A 15,488-nucleotide genomic window follows, 5' to 3' on the forward strand; every position below is an offset into this window, starting at 1 on the left:
CGGTGGGGACCGGCGCGTGGACGCCAGTCAGGGCCGGCGACGGGGCGGCGGGTTTTCGGATGCTGAGCGTGCGACCGGGACTCGTCCAGCGGGACAGACCTCCTCCAGCGGGACAGACCTCCTCCAGCGGTAGACCGGAAGCCGGTCCCGGATACCAGATGCCGGCTCTTGTCGATTGCGGCCCATGCGGCTCGGCTACGACTCCGCACCTGCTCTGCGCCCACCCTCGGGTGGCCGCCTGGGAGGCCAGGCCTGTGACAGCGCTGTCTGGAGAAGATCGTGATCAGGGCAGCTGGATCGTCGTGCATGCGGCTCCGTGGACCGCCGGGGCGTCGCAGTCGTCGGTACCGCCGGCGTTGGACGCGACGATCTCGAGGCCCCAGGCGTCGTCTGGCGCTGAGACCGGCACGCTGACGTCCTGTTTGATCCTGCCCTTGTCATCGGGCCTCAGACTGCTGTCGTAGAGGTCTGGCGAGCCCTCGAGGGAATTCCCCTCTTCGTCGATGGCGTCGACGTACACGCCGACCTTCGCCCACGTCTCGACGCCGTCGGCCTGGATGCCGAAACTCAGCCTGAGACCGGACCTCGGCCCTTCGAGCCTGACGTCGCTGATCGTCGGCCTGCCATTCCCGCCCGCTGCCTTGGCCGCGCCGACGACCGACACGCTCAGAGCGACCATGTAGAAGATCACACCGACGACCAGCACGGCGGTTTTCCACACGTTGCCTCTCCCGGTCGGGTGGATGAGCATCGCCACGATGCTGCAGACGATCGCAAGGATGGCGCACAGAGAGGCGACGTAGATGGGCCAGGACTCGTTGTTCAGCGCCACGAACACGAGATCGCTCGTCAGCCCGAGCGCGGTCATGACCCCGGCCACCGTGACCAGGGCACCGGCCAGGATCTTGGCCACGTCGTCCAGCCGCTTCCCCACGTCCGCCTGAACCGCGTCGAACGCCGGAGCAGCTCCGTCCCCACCACTCGTCTGCCGCACCCGGCCATGCTGCTCGACGCAGGCCAGTAGGCGAGGGCATCCGCGCCAGGAAGTGCCCCAAGTGGAGGAAGGGCAGGGCCGAGTGGAAGCGGGCGCTGTGATTCGTACACGAGGGGCTCACCCGGAAGCGGCGGGCTCGATGGGGATCCTGCTTTCCTTGCGATCGAGAACCAGGGCGGCCGACTGTGTTGGACGAACCGGATGTGGCTGAGATCGCACAGGCGCTGCTGGACATCACCCGCTCACCGAACATGGCGAGGTCCATGAGTGTGGTGGTCCTTTCGACGGTGGTCGAGCCCCGTACACCCCGTTGCTCGAGGCACACGCGCACGCCGGGGGAAGGGCCCCGGGATACCGCCATGCCGACCGCTCGGCGGGTGGGAAGCGCGATGCGGAGGACCAGCAGACCTGAGGGCATCCCGCGCGCCGCCGTCGACCGGCCGCCGAGGGCGGAGCCGACACGTCGCCGGGCGGGCCTCACGGCCTGCGGTGCCATGCTCGAAGAGATCACCGCAACGCCCGGACCACCCATCGGCTGCGCCGCGCGGGACCTGCGGCACGAGTTCGGGCACGCCCTCGCCGACCGCCTGACCGGCCCTGGCTGTCCGTCAGGAGACCGGCTGGCACAACACCTTGCGAGGCGGGAAACGTCAGGCGGCCGGGGAAGCAGTACGCTCCCCGGCCGGGATGCGCTGACTGGTGCTGCCGAGCGGGGCTCAGCCGTGCAGGTGGGCGAGGATGAGGTTGGGGTCCTTCGCGGTGAGGTAGGCGGCGCTTGGGATGTGGACGGTGTTGCCGCGCAGCGCGATGGAGGTCGGGCCCTGGAGGCCGTCGGCGGCGGTCAGGACGGTGGTCCGGGTGCCGTCGGGCCGGATCAGAGCGACCTGGTTGACGGTGTTGAGGGCGGCGATCATCTGGTCGCCGTGGCCGGTGAAGGCGAAGTCGTCGATCCCGGTCAAGTCGGTGGCGGTGACCCGGGCAGTGCCTGCGCGCCCGTCGGCGAGGATCGGGATGCGGACGACGGTGCCCTTGTCGAGGTTGGTGGCCCACAGCGCCCCGTTGTGGATCTTCAGGCCGTTGGCGCCGAGGAACCCGGCGGGGGCCAGCGCCGGGTCGGTGGACCAAGCGGTGGCGGTGCCGCCGGAGGCGGGTACACGCCAGACGGTGCCCAGGGTGGAGTCGGTGACGTACAGGGTGCGGGTACGGGGGTCCATGGCCAGGCCGTTGGGCAGGCCGGTGGCGGGCAGTGCGGCGATGCGCTGCGGGCGGCCGCCCGGGCGCAGACGCCATACGCCGGTCAGGTCCGCGGTGCCGGTGGCGTACAGGAAGTACAAGGTGTCGTCCTGGGCCCGGACGATGCCGGTCGTCAGCGGGAAGCCCAGCGCCGGAGTGTGGATGCCGCCGTCGGCGGGTTCGGGCAGGGTGGCCAGGATCCGTACGCCATCGTGCCGGGAGACCGCGGCGACCTGGCGGGCCTTGGCGAGGGTGACGTACGCCGTGCCGTCCGGGCCCAGGACGATGTTCTCCGGCGTCTGGCCCTTGGCCAGATCGAAGTGCACGGTGGTACGCACGCACCTGAGCGGGTCGGAGGCGGCCGACGACGGTGCCGGAGTGGCCATTGCGATCGCGGCGGCCAGGACGGCGGCCGACAGGGCGGACTTGGAGAGCTTGGTGAACACGCGATTCCTTCGCTGCTTTCGGGCATGCGGCAGCGCCACGCCGACGCATGAGAGGGAGGGATGCCGGCCGGCCCCAGCGCGAGCGGGTGCCGACCGGAGGGAGGGGTACGGGGTCAGCCGCTGCTGAGCCGACTGTCCGAACGTTCGGGTACGGCCCGGATGGTGGCTTGGGCGAGGAGCCCCAGGGCGGCTCGCGAGGGCGAGCCCGCAGCGGTGGTGGCGACGACGACGCTGGGGCCCGCTCCCTGGTCAAGGGTCTGCTGCGTCACGGTCAGTGAGCCGACCAGCGGGTGCCGCATCTCGTACTCGGCGACCGCGCTGGCCTTGACCCGGTGGTCGGCCCACATGGAGGCGAAGTCCTCGCTCTTTGCGCTCAGTTCACCCAGCAGCATGTGGAGTGCGGCGTCCTGCGGGTGCCGGCCCGCCACCAGTCGCAGGTTCCCCACCACCGCCCTGGCCTTGCCCGGCCAGTCCGCGTAAAGGTCTTGGGTATGGGTGTCGAGGAACACCAGCCTGGCCATGTTGGGACGCTGCGCCGGTATGTCGGGGGCACCGGGGTCGAGGTGCCCGGCGAACAGTGCGTGGCCCAGCCGGTTCCACGCCAGGACGTCACTGCGCCGTCCGATCACGATCGCGGGAACGTCCCCGAGCGCGTCGAGCAGTTGGGCGGTCGCCTCCGTCACGCGCTCGGGTGCGGGGCGCCGCCGGCTGTGCGGCCTGGGCGGCCGGGCCAGGTCGTGCAGGTGACGGTGCTCGGACTCGTCCAGGCGCAGGGCCCGGGCGATCGCGTCCAGCACCTCGGGCGAGGCGCCCGGCGAGTGCCCCTGCTCCAGGCGGGCGTAGTAGGAGGCACTCACCCCTGCCAGCAGCGCCAGCTCCTCCCGGCGAAGCCCCGGCACGCGTCGGCGCCCCCCGTAGGTGGGCACGCCGGCCTCTTCGGGTTGCAGCCGGGAGCGCCGCGTCCGCAGGAAGTCCCCGAGCTCTGATGTCCCGTTCATGGCACCGAGTATGTGCCGACCCGCGACGCAGAGCCTCTCCCTGCCGGGGATAGGCACCGCCGGGAGTGGCTCCCCGGCCCCAGCGGCGATGAGCTGAGCAGACGGTGGCCCTCAGCGCGGCCAGTACGGTGCGGCCCGGCGCCCCTGCTGTGAACTCCATCGCCGCAGCAGTGGAATCAGCGCCATGATGCAGCACTTGCCGTCGTTGTCGGCGCGTACCGCCGACAGCGCGTAGGTGACCGTCAGATGATCATCACCGACCAGAACGCCAGGGACACCATCCCGTACCCGTTGTCCGTGGTGAGGGCCAAGGCGCACGCGAAAACCTGCCGGGACCGCCGTCGGGATTCGCGAACCCGAGCCATCCCTGCGGGCGTTCGCGGTGCCGCTCCGGCGCCGAGGCTCGTCGAAGCCGGCTGTGGTGCCGCGGCGCAGGAACAGCATCTCGGCACCCGCCTGCGGAGTACCCTTCGGCCCTCCTGCTGCCCCTGCGGGCTTGCGGCAACACCCTGGGCCTCGTCCAGTACACGTGGGCCCGGAACTCACCGCGAGCAGACGCGGCGAGGTCTGCTACAGCTCCGCGGAGCAGGTGCGGCTTCCCTCCGTTGGGCCGGATCGACTCCCGGCCGTCACTGCGCGGTGCGCGACAGGCTCTCGATCACTTCGCGAGTCGTGCACTCGCCGGATTCGACGGCGCCTTCGATGTATCGGGCATGCTCGCTCGCGGTCTCACTCCCCGCCCAGTGGAAGGCACCGACCGGCTGGGACGGCACGAGGAGGTATCCGTCGGTGGTCCCTGGAGCCCGCGAGTGCCGCGTAACCACCGCCGACGTGTTCGTCGAGGTGCCACGATTTGTCGTGCCGGCCGGCGGGGGTGAGAGCTTCGAAGTCGTGGATCTCCTTCAGGTCTGAAAAGCCCTTGGCCGACGGCGAAGGCAGAGCTTCGGAGGACAGCGACGGCATCCGCTGCGTGGTCGGGCAGGTGGAAACGGGCGTGCTTTGGCGCCCGGCAGGCCGGTGATGAGCCGGCGCTCAGTCGGGTCGTCAGAGGTCGAGCCGGGGGAGCTGGTCGGGGGTGAGGTCGTCGCGAAGGCGGAGCAGGCGTACGGGGTGGCGGTGGATCCCGGAGGCGACGGCGGTGTCGGCGATGTATTCGGCGACCTGGTCCGGCTGGACGGGGTGATGGTCGAGCGTGCTGCGGGTGCCCCATGAGGCGGTGAACCGCACATCGTCCCAGGGGTGTTGGGGGCCGGCCGGGGTGAGGCGGCGGGCGAGGTCACGGCTGTCGGTGGGGGCGAGCGGGGTGGTCCGGGCGACGAGTTTCAGGGTGCCGGCCGTGCTGTAGCGGCCGAGCAGCAGGGTGGCGGGTGCGGCGCAGGACCCGGTGACGGCGCCGATGACGGCTTCGGCGGTGATCCGGGAGCGGACCTTGATCCAGGCGCGGTGGCGGGGCTGGTAGGTCTGGCCGAGACCCTTCACCACGACGCCTTCGACGCCGACGCTGCCCCAGGCCGGGTCCAGCCATTCCTGCGCGGTTGCCCGGTCGCGGGTGGCGGGGCACAGCGTGAACGGCGCGCCGAGCACGCCGCGCGCGAAGAGGTCCTCGAGGATCGCGCGGCGCTCTTGGTACGGGAGCTCCAGCAGCCCGCTGCCCCCCAGTTCCAGGACGTCGAACACGATCAGGTAGGCGGGGTGTTCGGCGGCGGCCTGCACGGCGGTGTGGCCGCGGCGCCGCGCACGCACTTGCAGGGCGGCGAAGTCGAGGCAGCCTTCAAGGGGGACGACGAGTTCGCCGTCCAGGACCAGGTCCTCGCCGACGCCTGCCGCGGCGCGGGCGATTTCGGGGAAGGCCGGGGCCAGGTCGGCGCCGTTGCGGGACTGCACCAGCACGATGTCGCTGCGCGCGAAGACGATCGCCCGGAACCCGTCGGCTTTCTGCTCGAACTGCAGGCTGCCGGGCAGGGCCCCGTCCGGCGGTAGCTGGTGTCGGGTCTCGGCGAGCATCGGCTCGATGGGCGGGGTGAGGTTCACGCTCTCATGTCTACGCCGAGCACGGCCCGGCTGCTGCGCGCGACACGAGCGCCGCAGCCGGTGTCCCCGTTCTGCCTGCGCGGATGCGGCCCTCGTCGGCGACGGGCAGCGGTGTCGGCACCGCCCTTCAGCCTTCCGCCGTGGCCGACTACCCGTGCAGGGGTGGCGGGCCGTGATATGCGTGGCGGGATTGCTGCAGGGCTGGCGTGAGGAGTGGCTGAATCCGGGGCTGGACGTCCACACGTGGCCGGGGTGGACGGTGACTACGCCGACCTCCAGCAGCACCATACGATGGACGAACCGGAGGGGTAGGCCAAGGCGCAGCAGGAGCCGCTCGACCACGCGCTGGACGAGTCGGGCTGGTTGTGCGCGGCTGGTCGGCCGACTGGGACAAGGCCTTGGTCGGGCTGTGGCGAGAGCGGGTCCCGGCGCTGTCCGATGTTGGGGTCGGTTCGGGCAGATGAGCGAGCCCCTGTCTCGTCGCGCTCGTCCGTTCCGGAGCCGGCTTCGAACGCGGCCATCTTGCCGAGTGCGGGAGACTGGCGGCCTGATGAAGACCCCGAATCCGCTGACCGACGAAGAACTGTCGGAGATCGAGGAGCGCGCCGAGGCCGTGACTCCTGGCCCGTGGCATGTTCGGCAGCTCGACGACGACTACGGCATGAGCCTCGTCGCCGTCAGCACGGCCCCCGACACCGGACTCGGGGAACGCTGGCCAGGCTTTGACCACCGCACGATCGTGGCTGCCACGCTCGTCCAACAGCCGCGCTACGTGGACGTGGCCGACGAACGACGGGATGAGAACGCCCGCTTCATCGCCGGCGCCCGCCAGGACATCCCCCGTCTCATCGCCGAGATCCACCGCCGTCGCCCGCTACTCGGAGGTCAGGATCAGAAACCCGCCGACGGCTGTTCGCCGTGTGCCGGATGACGTCACCCGCGACGGGGCCCGTGAGGACGTGAGCGAGGCCGCGGTTGACGGCGAAGCGGATGTTGCGTCCCCAGCCGCGGGTCTCGGCGAGCTGGCGGGCGAGGTACTTCGCCCAGGCCGGGGTGTGGGCTGGTCGGCTCGGCGTCGGCCAGGGCGAGTCGGCTGTAGTCGCGGGGGACCTGGGCGGACAGCGGGAGCTGCCGCCACCTGGGATCCGGGCGCCAGGCCGGTGCAGGAGGCTGCTTGCGCGGGGCTCCTCGCCGTTTCGGCGCGTCCGAGCCGCGAGGGCACGCTCCGTCTCCGGGCCCGGATCCGAGGTGGCTGCCTGGCCGGTGGATCCGTTCGAAGAGGACCTCGGCCGGTACCGGCTTGGTGAAGCGGCCGGTGAGCTGCTTGCCGTTGACGGTCAGCACCTCCGACGGCACTCCGTAGGCGGTCATGGCCTCGGCGAAGGCGGTGCGCACCGTCCGCCGGACGGCTCGGCAACCAGGCTGGCGATCACGATGAAACCGAGAGTGGTCGTCGAAGTGGGCGTGGGCAGAGGCTGGAACCTGGTGTCGGGTCCGGGTTCAAGCCCTGCCGCGCGATTCGTGTCACCCTCTCCGCGTGGGCTCCAGCCGCACTCCGCACCCGCCGTGGCCGGCCCGGTCTGCTGGGTGCCTTCCGCGGGGCAGCAGATCGACGCACTGCGCGGCGACCCGCCTCTCGGTGTCGGCGGCACGTCTGCCGCCTCGGTTGTGTCCGGCGGTGCGGGATCTGCCGAATCCGTTGGTGTTCCTGTCTGCCAAGGGCTCACGAACCTCGACACCCAATCAGAAGGGACGGCAGCAGACCCGGGCGATGCTTTTGCGCCAGGTCTGCTGACCCTGGTGCGGTTCCAGGCTGAACGTTCGGTAGGCAAACTCGTGGCCCAAGTCCACTACACAGGATGAGGTTTAGGCCTTAGCCTCAGCACTCCCGCATGTTACTTGCCAGTTAACCCATCGGTGATGGGCACCTTCGGGGCCGGAGGACGATATGAGTTCCCTGCAGCACCCTCTCGAAAGCCGCCCGAACTCCGTGGCGCACCTGTTCCTGTCACGAGCTGAGGCCACTCCCGAGCGGGAGGCCTATAGGTATCCCGTGGCGGTCGACGGCGGCGAGGAGTGGCGTTCGCTGACGTGGGCGCAGACGGCCGAGCGGGTGAAGGCGATCGCCGCCGGACTGCTCGCCCTGGGTGTGCGGGGCGAGGAGCGGGTGGCCATCTCGTCCTCTACGCGGCTGGAGTGGATCCTCGCCGACATGGGCGTGATGTGCGCGGGCGCGGCGGCGACTGCCGTCTACCCGAGCACCAACGGCGACGAGACGGCGTACATCCTCGCCGACTCCGACAGCCGCGCGGTCTTCGTCGAGAACGCCGAGCAGTTGGCCAAGGTCGCAGCGCACAAGGGTGAGCTGCCCGGCCTCAGACACGCGATCCTCTTCGACCCCGCACCCGATGCGGCCGAGATCGAGGGACTGGACGTGCTCACTCTCGCCGACCTGGAGAGTCGCGGCATCGAGCACCTGGTGAAGCACCCGGACGCCGTCGAGACGACGGTCCAGGGCATAGCCCCCGAGCAGCTCGCCACGCTGATCTACACCTCCGGCACGACGGGCCGCCCGAAGGGCGTGCGCCTGGTGCACGACTGCTGGTCGTACCAGGCAGTCGCCCAGGAGGCCACGGGTCTCGTCGTTGCCGACGACGTGCAGTTTCTGTGGCTGCCGCTGTCCCACGTCTTCGGCAAGGCGCTGATCTCCGGCCAGGTGCAGTCGGGCCATGTCATGGCCGTGGACGGCCGGATCGATCGCATCATCACCAACCTGCCCGTCGTCCGGCCGACCATCATGGCGTCCGCGCCACGGATCTTCGAGAAGGTCTACAACGGCATCGCCTCCCGGGCGCGCGCCGAGGGCGGAGCCAAGTACAAGATATTTCTGTGGGCGGCGAAGGTCGCCCGCGACTACGCCCGGACCGGCCAGGAGCAGTTGGTCGCCACAGGCCGGCGTACGGTACCGCTGTCCCTCACCGTCCAGCACGCCGTCGCCGACAAGCTGGTCTACGGCAAGATCCGTGCGGCCTTCGGAGGCTCGCTGCGCGGCAGTGCCTCGGGCAGCGCAGCGCTCGCCCCGGACATCGGCTACTTCTTCGCCGGCGCCGGCGTAAACGTCCTGGAGGGCTACGGCCTCACGGAGACCAGCGCGGGCTGCACCGTCAATCCGGCCGACGACTGCCGCGTGGGCACGGTCGGCAAGCCGCTGCCCGGCACCGAGGTCCGCATCGCCGAGGACGGCGAGATCCTCCTGCGCGGTCCTGGCGTCATGCGCGGCTACCACAACCTCCCGGACAAGACCGCCGAGGTCCTGGACAGCGACGGCTGGTTCCGCACCGGGGACATCGGCGAGGTCGACAAGGACGGCTACGTCCGGATCACCGACCGCAAGAAGGACCTGTTCAAGACCTCCGGCGGCAAGTACGTGGCCCCCACCGAGATCGAAGGCCGCTTCAAGGCCGTCTGCCCGTTCGCCAGCAACATCCTGGTCATCGGCAACGACCGGAACTACTGCACCGCCCTGATCGCCCTGGACGAGAGCGTGATCATGCCCTGGGCGGCCTCGAACGGCCTCGCCGGCCGCACTTACGCCGAGGTCGTCGCCTCCTCGGAGGTGCACGCCCTGATCGAGGGCTTCGTCCAGCGGGTCAACGAAGGCCTTCAGCGCTGGCAGACCCTCAAGAAGTTCGCCGTTCTGCCCCGGGACCTCGACGTGGAGCACGGAGAACTCACGCCCAGCCTCAAGGTCAAACGCCCCTTCGTCGAGCGCGAGTACGCCGACCTCGTCGCGGCCATGTACGAGGGCTCTCGCGAAGCCTGACCTCCACCCCGGTCCGGTACGGCGCATTCCGTACCGGACGGGGCACTGTGTGCTGCCTGCTTGGCTTCGTCCGCTTTCACCAACTGGCACTGTGGCCGGGCTTGGTGGGGAGGGCGGCTGTCGACCGGCGGTGGGCTGTGAACAGGCAACGGCTTCGAGGATCGTATGGACTGACGCGTGCACTTGGGATGTGCGCATCTCGAGGAGGTCCTCAGCGAAGGCTTTCCGGAGTCCATCGCTGCCGACCGGCTGGTCAAGCAGTGCATGGGCAGGGTCGGAGAGTGGTTCGCCGGCCTGAACCTCATACTGGTGGACGACCATGATGATGTGACCGAGGCCTCTGGCCGGGGTGTGCCCATTTCCTGGGCTGGGCTGGGCTGCGTCCTCCCTACTGGGCGCACCCAGGCGTCTGTTCGTGTCGTCGAGGGCCGTGAGCAAGGTCGCTCGCACCCAGGTGATGGCGCATCTATGCTCGCCCGGCGTCGGGGCGAGGTCATCTCCTCTGGACGCCGGGGTCAGTCTGCGTCGGCGCACCAGATGAGCGGCGGCGGTCCGCGCAGGAGTTGGTGTGCCTGCGGGCCGGGGTCCTCAGCTCGCCGAGCAGGGCCTGCGGGGCGACCGCCTGTCGGATCCCGGCCGGCTAGCCCTTTCGGGCGTGGGGCCTGTGGGCCGCTGGCGGGTCATGTGAGGCCGTCGGGGGCTGCCCTGAGCGCGGGCGATGTCGCGCAGCGCCTGTTCCAGAAGCTGAGTGGCCTGCCAGGGCCTGTGTCGAAAGTGCCTGGTGTGGACAGTGGAGGGCCCATCCGGTGATCCAGAATGATCGGATGATCACGCTTGAGACTTCCCGTTTGATCCTGCGCCGCTGGCGCGAGGAAGACGTCGCGCCCATGGCTGCCATCAATGCCGACCCCCAGGTCATGCGGTGGATCCGTGACGGCAGCGTCCGTGACGAAGCGCACACCCGCGGCGGGATCCAGGCATGGGAGAGCGAGTGGGAGTCGCAGGGCTTCGGCCTGTTCGCCGTGGAAATCCGGTCCACTGGCGAGCTGGCTGGGTTCACCGGCCTTTCGGTGCCCCACTTCTTGCCGGAGGTGCTCCCGGCGGTCGAGGTCGGCTGGCGGCTGGGACGTTCCCACTGGGGGCAGGGTCTTGCCACTGAGGCCGCTGCAGCCGCTGTACGGTTCGGGTTCGAGGAGCGGGGGTTGGAGCGGGTCGTCAGCATCACTCAAGTGGGCAACGACGCCTCCGAACGGATCATGACCAAACTGGGAATGCATCCGGTCCGTGAGACCGTCAACGCCACCGGCGGTCGGCGAGTCCGGGTGTTCGAGTTGTCATCGGACCAGTACGTCACCACCACTCGTTGATGGCGTTCGTCGGACACGCTCCAAGGCCCCGAGCGACGCTTCCCGGGGCCTCTTCTCGCTCGACGCAGCCTGCCGGCCGACGGCTTGCGCCGTCGGCCGGCTCGGGCCGGTTCCAGAGGCCGGCGCTGACTGGTGATCTACTCGGTGTGCAGCGCCGAGGCGATGGTCATCCGGGCCGCTGACCGGGCCGGGACCAGGGCGCCGAGGACTGCGATCGCCACACCCGCCAGGAGCATCGCGGCCAGCTCCGGCGCGTGCCACACGTCCTTCATGTGGGCGGGGAAGTCGACCACCGCGACGTTGTCCACGACGAGGCGGTGCGCCACGATCCCGAGCGGGATGCCCAGCAGCCCGCCGAACGCGCCCAGCCCGGCGGCCGAGGTCACCGTCATCACCACCACCTGCCGGGGGGTCATCCCGATCGACTTGAGCATGCCCAGGTCCCGGCGCCGCTCACGGGTGTTCAGGAGAACGGTGTTGAAGACACCGAGCGACGCGACGAGCGTCAGCAGAACCGTGAACACCGTCGAGAAGGTGATGACGGTGGCGGTGCCGGCGTTGCCGGAGTCCACAACCGAGGCGCGCAGGCCCGGGTCGAGCGCCGCGACCGCCTCGGCGTAGGCGCGCGCGTCGGCGCCAAGGGCGAGCCGCACCGTGTATTCGGTGGCGTGGGCGTCCGGTGCGAGCTGGGCGAAACTGTCCCAAGCGGCCTCCAGGGCCCGGGCGTCGCCCTCCAGGAGCTGACCGACGACGGTCGCAGTGATCTTCCTGCCGTTCAGCTCCAGCGTGACCCGGTCACCCAGCTTCAGCCCGCGCTGGGTCAGGAACGCCGGCCCAGCCACGATCTCGCCCGCCGCGGCCGGCGCCCGGCCCTTGACGATGGTGTGCTCGTACAACGAATCGTCGCCGCGGTAGAAGTCGGCGAAGACAGGCTGGGTCTGCCCGGTCATGTTCACCTGCGACAGCGCGCGGGCCCGTACCCCCGCCGCGCCCGGCAGGGACCGCAGCCGTTTCTCGATCTGCGGGTCACCGAGCCGGGGCGGGGTCCGCTCGTTACCCGGCCCTCTGGTCGTCACGGGCGGGAGGACGGAGCCGCCACGCGCAAGGGCGTCGAGGTCGATGGTCGGTGAACTTCCCGACGACTACAAGCACCACGGCGTCAGGGTACGGCAGATGAAGGTGGGTCAGGAGGTGGATACCTCGTGTTCGACGGGGAGTTGATGTTGAAGGAGTTCGTGGACGTCTACGACCTGCTGAATTGATCCCAGGTCAGGCCGACCGACAGGCCCTCGGGGCGAGAACCCTGGCTTTCTCGCCAACGTGCGCACCAGCGCATGCCAGTCGGCATTCGCGCAGCCCGCGGAGGTCAGAGCTGGAACTCCGCAGGGGACAGTCCCAGGGTTGCGCATGCCTCCCGGAGGATCATCTGCTCGGCCTGCGAGAAGTGCCCGTCGGCACCGGCGATGACGATGCCGGTCTGGACGACCGCCCGGGCCTCGGTCGGCTTCTTGGCGGCCTTGGCGACGTCCTGCAGAGCTTCGGCCTTGCCCTGGGCGAAGTTCCGCGTGAGCTGGTCGACATGCTTGTGGAAGCGCTGGCGCAGCTGCTCCGGCGGGAAGTTCTGGAGCACCTCGTTGCCGAGGATCAGCGATTCCATCTGCTGGATCTCGTTCGCGTCGACCTGGCCGTCGGCCGCCGCGACCAGCGCGCACATTGCCATGCTCGCGTCCCGGTAGGCGCCGCTCTTCAGTTCGGTCTTGATCGATCCGAGCTGGGTCTTGAGCAGACCCACGAGCGGCGCGCGGGAGCCGCCGCGCGAGCCGCCGTGCGGGGCAGTGCCGTGCGGGGCAGCGCCCTGCCGGCCCTGTACTTGCTGCTGCAAGCTCTTGGCCTGGTCCTTGAGCCGGTCGAACAGTGCCATCGATGTCACCTCGGTGCTCGAGCTGTCTGATCTCTCTCTGTGAACGCCCAGCCTGCCGGAAACGTTCCACCACACAGGCGACCGGGCTGCCGTCAGATCGTGCATGATGCGGTGCAGCCCGGGCGGCGTTGTGCCTGAGTCTTTCGCTTGGCGGATGAGTAGTCGTGTTGGCGGGCGCAGGACTCTCACTTCCGTGACATGAGATCCGATGTCACGGAAGACGGCAGGGAGGGGTTGGCCGCTGCCTCCTTTCACCACTTGCCAGTCTGCGTCGGCGAGCGGAGCGTCGATGGACTGAGGACACGCGCCTGATCGTGGTCCGCGGCGACAACGCCTCGGGGAAGTCGTCCGTCGCGACAGGGCTGCGGGAGAGGTTCCAGCGGCGAAGTCTGCGCCGCCGCACATGACTTGGGCTGGATCGGTGACGGCGAAGGTGACCGCGCCGCAGACGATGATCAGCCGGGACCGCACGACGAGGACGAAGGAGCCGTACCTGTCCAGCGCCCCGCAGAGCGTGCGCGGCATGAAGACGCGGGTGACCCTGCAGAGGCCGCCCGCTGGATGTGAGACAGTGGGGCGAAGGGAGAGCTGCCCCTCACTTGCGCCGGGCATGGTGTGCCTCAGTACGGGATCGGGGGACGCAAGGGAGCTGGCGAAGGCGGCGACGAAGTCGTGAGGGGCGCTCGCGGAGAACCACAGCCCACAGGAAGCCACGCGCAATGAGGGGTTCGCACCAGGCGAGCCAGCCGGTCGGCTCCGCTGCAGGAGCGAGCGCGAGCGTCCCCGCCCTGAAGGAGCTCGGGCAGCGGGGCCAGGGCCATACTCGCGGTGAGCAGAGGATCAGAGACGACGCCCGGATTGTCTGTGTCACGGCCCCAGCCCTGAGCCGCCAGCGCCTCGAAGACGGCGTACAGGCCCGTGTGCCCGTACGCCGGATCCGGGCGGGCCTCCAGGGCAAGCAGGTAGTCGGCGACTGCTTCGGGGGCACCCCGGTCGAGGGCACGCCGCCTGCTCGCGACCCTCGACGGCGACAGCGGACAATTACGGCAGGGGGCCGACTGGAACGCGGTCAGGGGCGAGGACTGACCGCCACCGACCGGCCCCGAAAACCTGCGCGCGCCGGGCTCACGAGGTGGGCGGTTCGGCCGGCGCTCCGAGCGCGGCGGACACATGGCGCCAGATGACGCCGACCGCGGAGTCCGGGGTGACCGTCGGATCGCGCAGCATGAGGCGGATGCCGTAACCGTCGCTCAGCGACAGCACCAGCGTGCTGAGGTCGTCCACGTCGGTCGGTGTGAACTCGCCGGAGGCGATGCCCCGCCGTATCGCGTCGGACACCCAGCCGTGCAGCTGGGCGTACAGGTCCACGGCGTAGACCCGGGTGGCCTCGTCGCGCAGTGCCCGCACCCAGAGCTCCTGCCACAGCCGCCAGTCCTGGTGGAGCTGGGCGTCGGTCGGCAGCAGGCTGCGCACGATGCGGGCCAGGACGACCGCCGCCGGGGCCGTCTCCGCGTCACGCTCGACGTCGACGGCTGTATTGGCGAAGGAGTGGGTCATCGCCTCGGTGAACAGCTTCTCGCGCGTGTCGAAGTGGTAGTGCAGCAGCGCCGTCGAGACCCCGGCCCGTTCCGCGACCATCCGCATCCGGATCTTCTCGAACCCGATGTCGGCGATGACCTCGCACGCCGCGGTGAGGATGCGCTCGCGTGTGCCTGCCGTGCCCACCTTGGTCGGCATGTCGCGGCTCCCCTCGTCCGATGCTCGTCCGTCGTGACCATCTTCCCTCACGGAGGTCACGCCGGTGCCGGTGCCTGTCGTGAAGCCTCGTCGTCGTAGGCGTGGAAGCCGCGGCCCGACTTGCGGCCGAGGAGTCCGGCCTCCACCATGCGCGACAGCAGCGGCGGTGGTGAGTACTGCGGTTCGCGGAACTCGGCGTACAGCGACTCGGCGATGGCCCGTGTGGTGTCCAGGCCGATCAGGTCGGTCAGGGCGAGCGGGCCGAGCGGGTGCGCGCAGCCGAGGACCATGCCGCGGTCGACGTCCTCGACGGTCGCGCTGCCCGACTCCACCATGCGGATCGCGGCCAGGAGGTAGGGCACGAGCAGCGCGTTGACGACGAAGCCGGCCCTGTCCCGGGTCCGGACGACCTCCTTGCCGAGGGTGCCGGTCACGAACTGCTCGGCCCGTGCGGCGGTGTCGGGTGAGGTGAGCAGCGACGGGACGAGCTCGACGAGCCGCAGGACCGGCACGGGGTTGAAGAAGTGCACGCCGACCACGCGGTCGGGGCGGCTCGTCGTGGCGGCCAGCCGGATCACCGGGATCGACGAGGTGTTGGTGGCGAGGATGGTGTGGTCACCGGTGACCACCGTGTCGAGGCGGGTGAAGACGTCGACCTTGAGGTTCTCGTCCTCGGCCACCGCCTCGATCACCAGGTCGTGGTCGTGCAGGGCCGCCAGTTCGTCGACGACGGTGATCCGGGCCGCGGCGGCCTCCCGTCGTGACTCACTGAGCCTGCCGTGTGCGGCGGCCCGGTCGAGTGAGCGGGCGAGGGGGGGGGGGGAGGGGGGGGGCCCCCCCCCCCCCCCCCCCCCCACCGCGCCCGATACATCCCCCCACGTGCCAAACCCCCCCATTCCTCCGGCCCCCCACCCACCCCCACCCAACCCCCCCCCCCC

13 protein-coding genes and 1 pseudogene are annotated in these 15,488 nt (G+C 70.1%); 3 read left to right on the forward strand and 11 right to left on the reverse strand.

From position 1 onward, the window contains the following. Positions 1-283: 283 nt before the first annotated feature. The 6 genes from ACZ6SQ_RS12075 to ACZ6SQ_RS12100 form a co-directional block, all read right to left on the reverse strand. Positions 284-994, reverse strand: a complete 711-nt coding sequence (locus tag ACZ6SQ_RS12075) for a hypothetical protein (RefSeq protein ID WP_469559821.1) — start codon at positions 992-994, stop codon at positions 284-286. A gap of 716 nt (positions 995-1,710) precedes the next feature. Then, complete coding sequence (locus ACZ6SQ_RS12080; protein ID WP_469559824.1) at positions 1,711-2,673, reverse strand: SMP-30/gluconolactonase/LRE family protein; 963 nt, start codon at positions 2,671-2,673, stop codon at positions 1,711-1,713. Between the two features lie 113 nt (positions 2,674-2,786). After that, entirely contained in the window at positions 2,787-3,671 is an 885-nt protein-coding gene (locus ACZ6SQ_RS12085) for a helix-turn-helix domain-containing protein (protein ID WP_469559827.1), read from the reverse strand. A gap of 111 nt (positions 3,672-3,782) precedes the next feature. Further along, positions 3,783-4,115, reverse strand: coding sequence for a hypothetical protein (locus ACZ6SQ_RS12090; RefSeq protein ID WP_469559830.1), 333 nt, complete (start codon positions 4,113-4,115; stop codon positions 3,783-3,785). Positions 4,116-4,300: 185 nt separating this feature from the next. Continuing rightward, complete coding sequence (locus ACZ6SQ_RS12095) at positions 4,301-4,495, reverse strand: FAD-dependent oxidoreductase (RefSeq protein ID WP_469559833.1); 195 nt, start codon at positions 4,493-4,495, stop codon at positions 4,301-4,303. Positions 4,496-4,715: 220 nt separating this feature from the next. Then, the gene (locus ACZ6SQ_RS12100; RefSeq protein WP_469559836.1) at positions 4,716-5,702 is read right to left on the reverse strand and encodes an ATP-dependent DNA ligase; all 987 of its coding nucleotides are present in this window, start codon (positions 5,700-5,702) and stop codon (positions 4,716-4,718) included. A gap of 550 nt (positions 5,703-6,252) precedes the next feature. Here ACZ6SQ_RS12100 and ACZ6SQ_RS12105 point away from each other — a divergent pair. Beyond that, on the forward strand, positions 6,253-6,633 hold the full coding sequence (locus ACZ6SQ_RS12105) for a hypothetical protein (protein ID WP_469559839.1): 381 nt from the start codon (positions 6,253-6,255) through the stop codon (positions 6,631-6,633). Between the two features lie 329 nt (positions 6,634-6,962). Here ACZ6SQ_RS12105 and ACZ6SQ_RS12110 read toward each other — a convergent pair. Next, positions 6,963-7,157: pseudogene (locus tag ACZ6SQ_RS12110) on the reverse strand (IS481-like element ISMva2 family transposase); the annotation flags it as partial. A 493-nt stretch (positions 7,158-7,650) separates the two neighbouring features. On the opposite strand from ACZ6SQ_RS12110, the gene ACZ6SQ_RS12115 reads away from it, so the two are divergent. Together ACZ6SQ_RS12115 and ACZ6SQ_RS12120 are read left to right on the forward strand one after the other, a co-directional pair. Next, entirely contained in the window at positions 7,651-9,525 is a 1,875-nt protein-coding gene (locus ACZ6SQ_RS12115; protein ID WP_469559842.1) for an AMP-dependent synthetase/ligase, read from the forward strand. An 824-nt stretch (positions 9,526-10,349) separates the two neighbouring features. Then, on the forward strand, positions 10,350-10,892 hold the full coding sequence (locus tag ACZ6SQ_RS12120) for a GNAT family N-acetyltransferase (RefSeq protein WP_469559845.1): 543 nt from the start codon (positions 10,350-10,352) through the stop codon (positions 10,890-10,892). A 137-nt stretch (positions 10,893-11,029) separates the two neighbouring features. Here ACZ6SQ_RS12120 and ACZ6SQ_RS12125 read toward each other — a convergent pair whose 3' ends face one another. From ACZ6SQ_RS12125 to ACZ6SQ_RS12140, 4 genes are all read right to left on the reverse strand, one after another. Further along, the gene (locus ACZ6SQ_RS12125; RefSeq protein WP_469559849.1) at positions 11,030-11,968 is read right to left on the reverse strand and encodes an ABC transporter permease; all 939 of its coding nucleotides are present in this window, start codon (positions 11,966-11,968) and stop codon (positions 11,030-11,032) included. Between the two features lie 290 nt (positions 11,969-12,258). Next, entirely contained in the window at positions 12,259-12,813 is a 555-nt protein-coding gene (locus tag ACZ6SQ_RS12130; protein ID WP_469559852.1) for a tellurite resistance TerB family protein, read from the reverse strand. A 1,125-nt stretch (positions 12,814-13,938) separates the two neighbouring features. Further along, complete coding sequence (locus tag ACZ6SQ_RS12135; RefSeq protein ID WP_469559855.1) at positions 13,939-14,550, reverse strand: TetR/AcrR family transcriptional regulator; 612 nt, start codon at positions 14,548-14,550, stop codon at positions 13,939-13,941. Between the two features lie 56 nt (positions 14,551-14,606). Continuing rightward, complete coding sequence (locus ACZ6SQ_RS12140) at positions 14,607-15,446, reverse strand: 3-hydroxybutyryl-CoA dehydrogenase (protein WP_469559858.1); 840 nt, start codon at positions 15,444-15,446, stop codon at positions 14,607-14,609. Positions 15,447-15,488 lie beyond the last annotated feature (42 nt).

It is taken from the genome of Streptomyces sp. NPDC048600 (assembly GCF_055587025.1).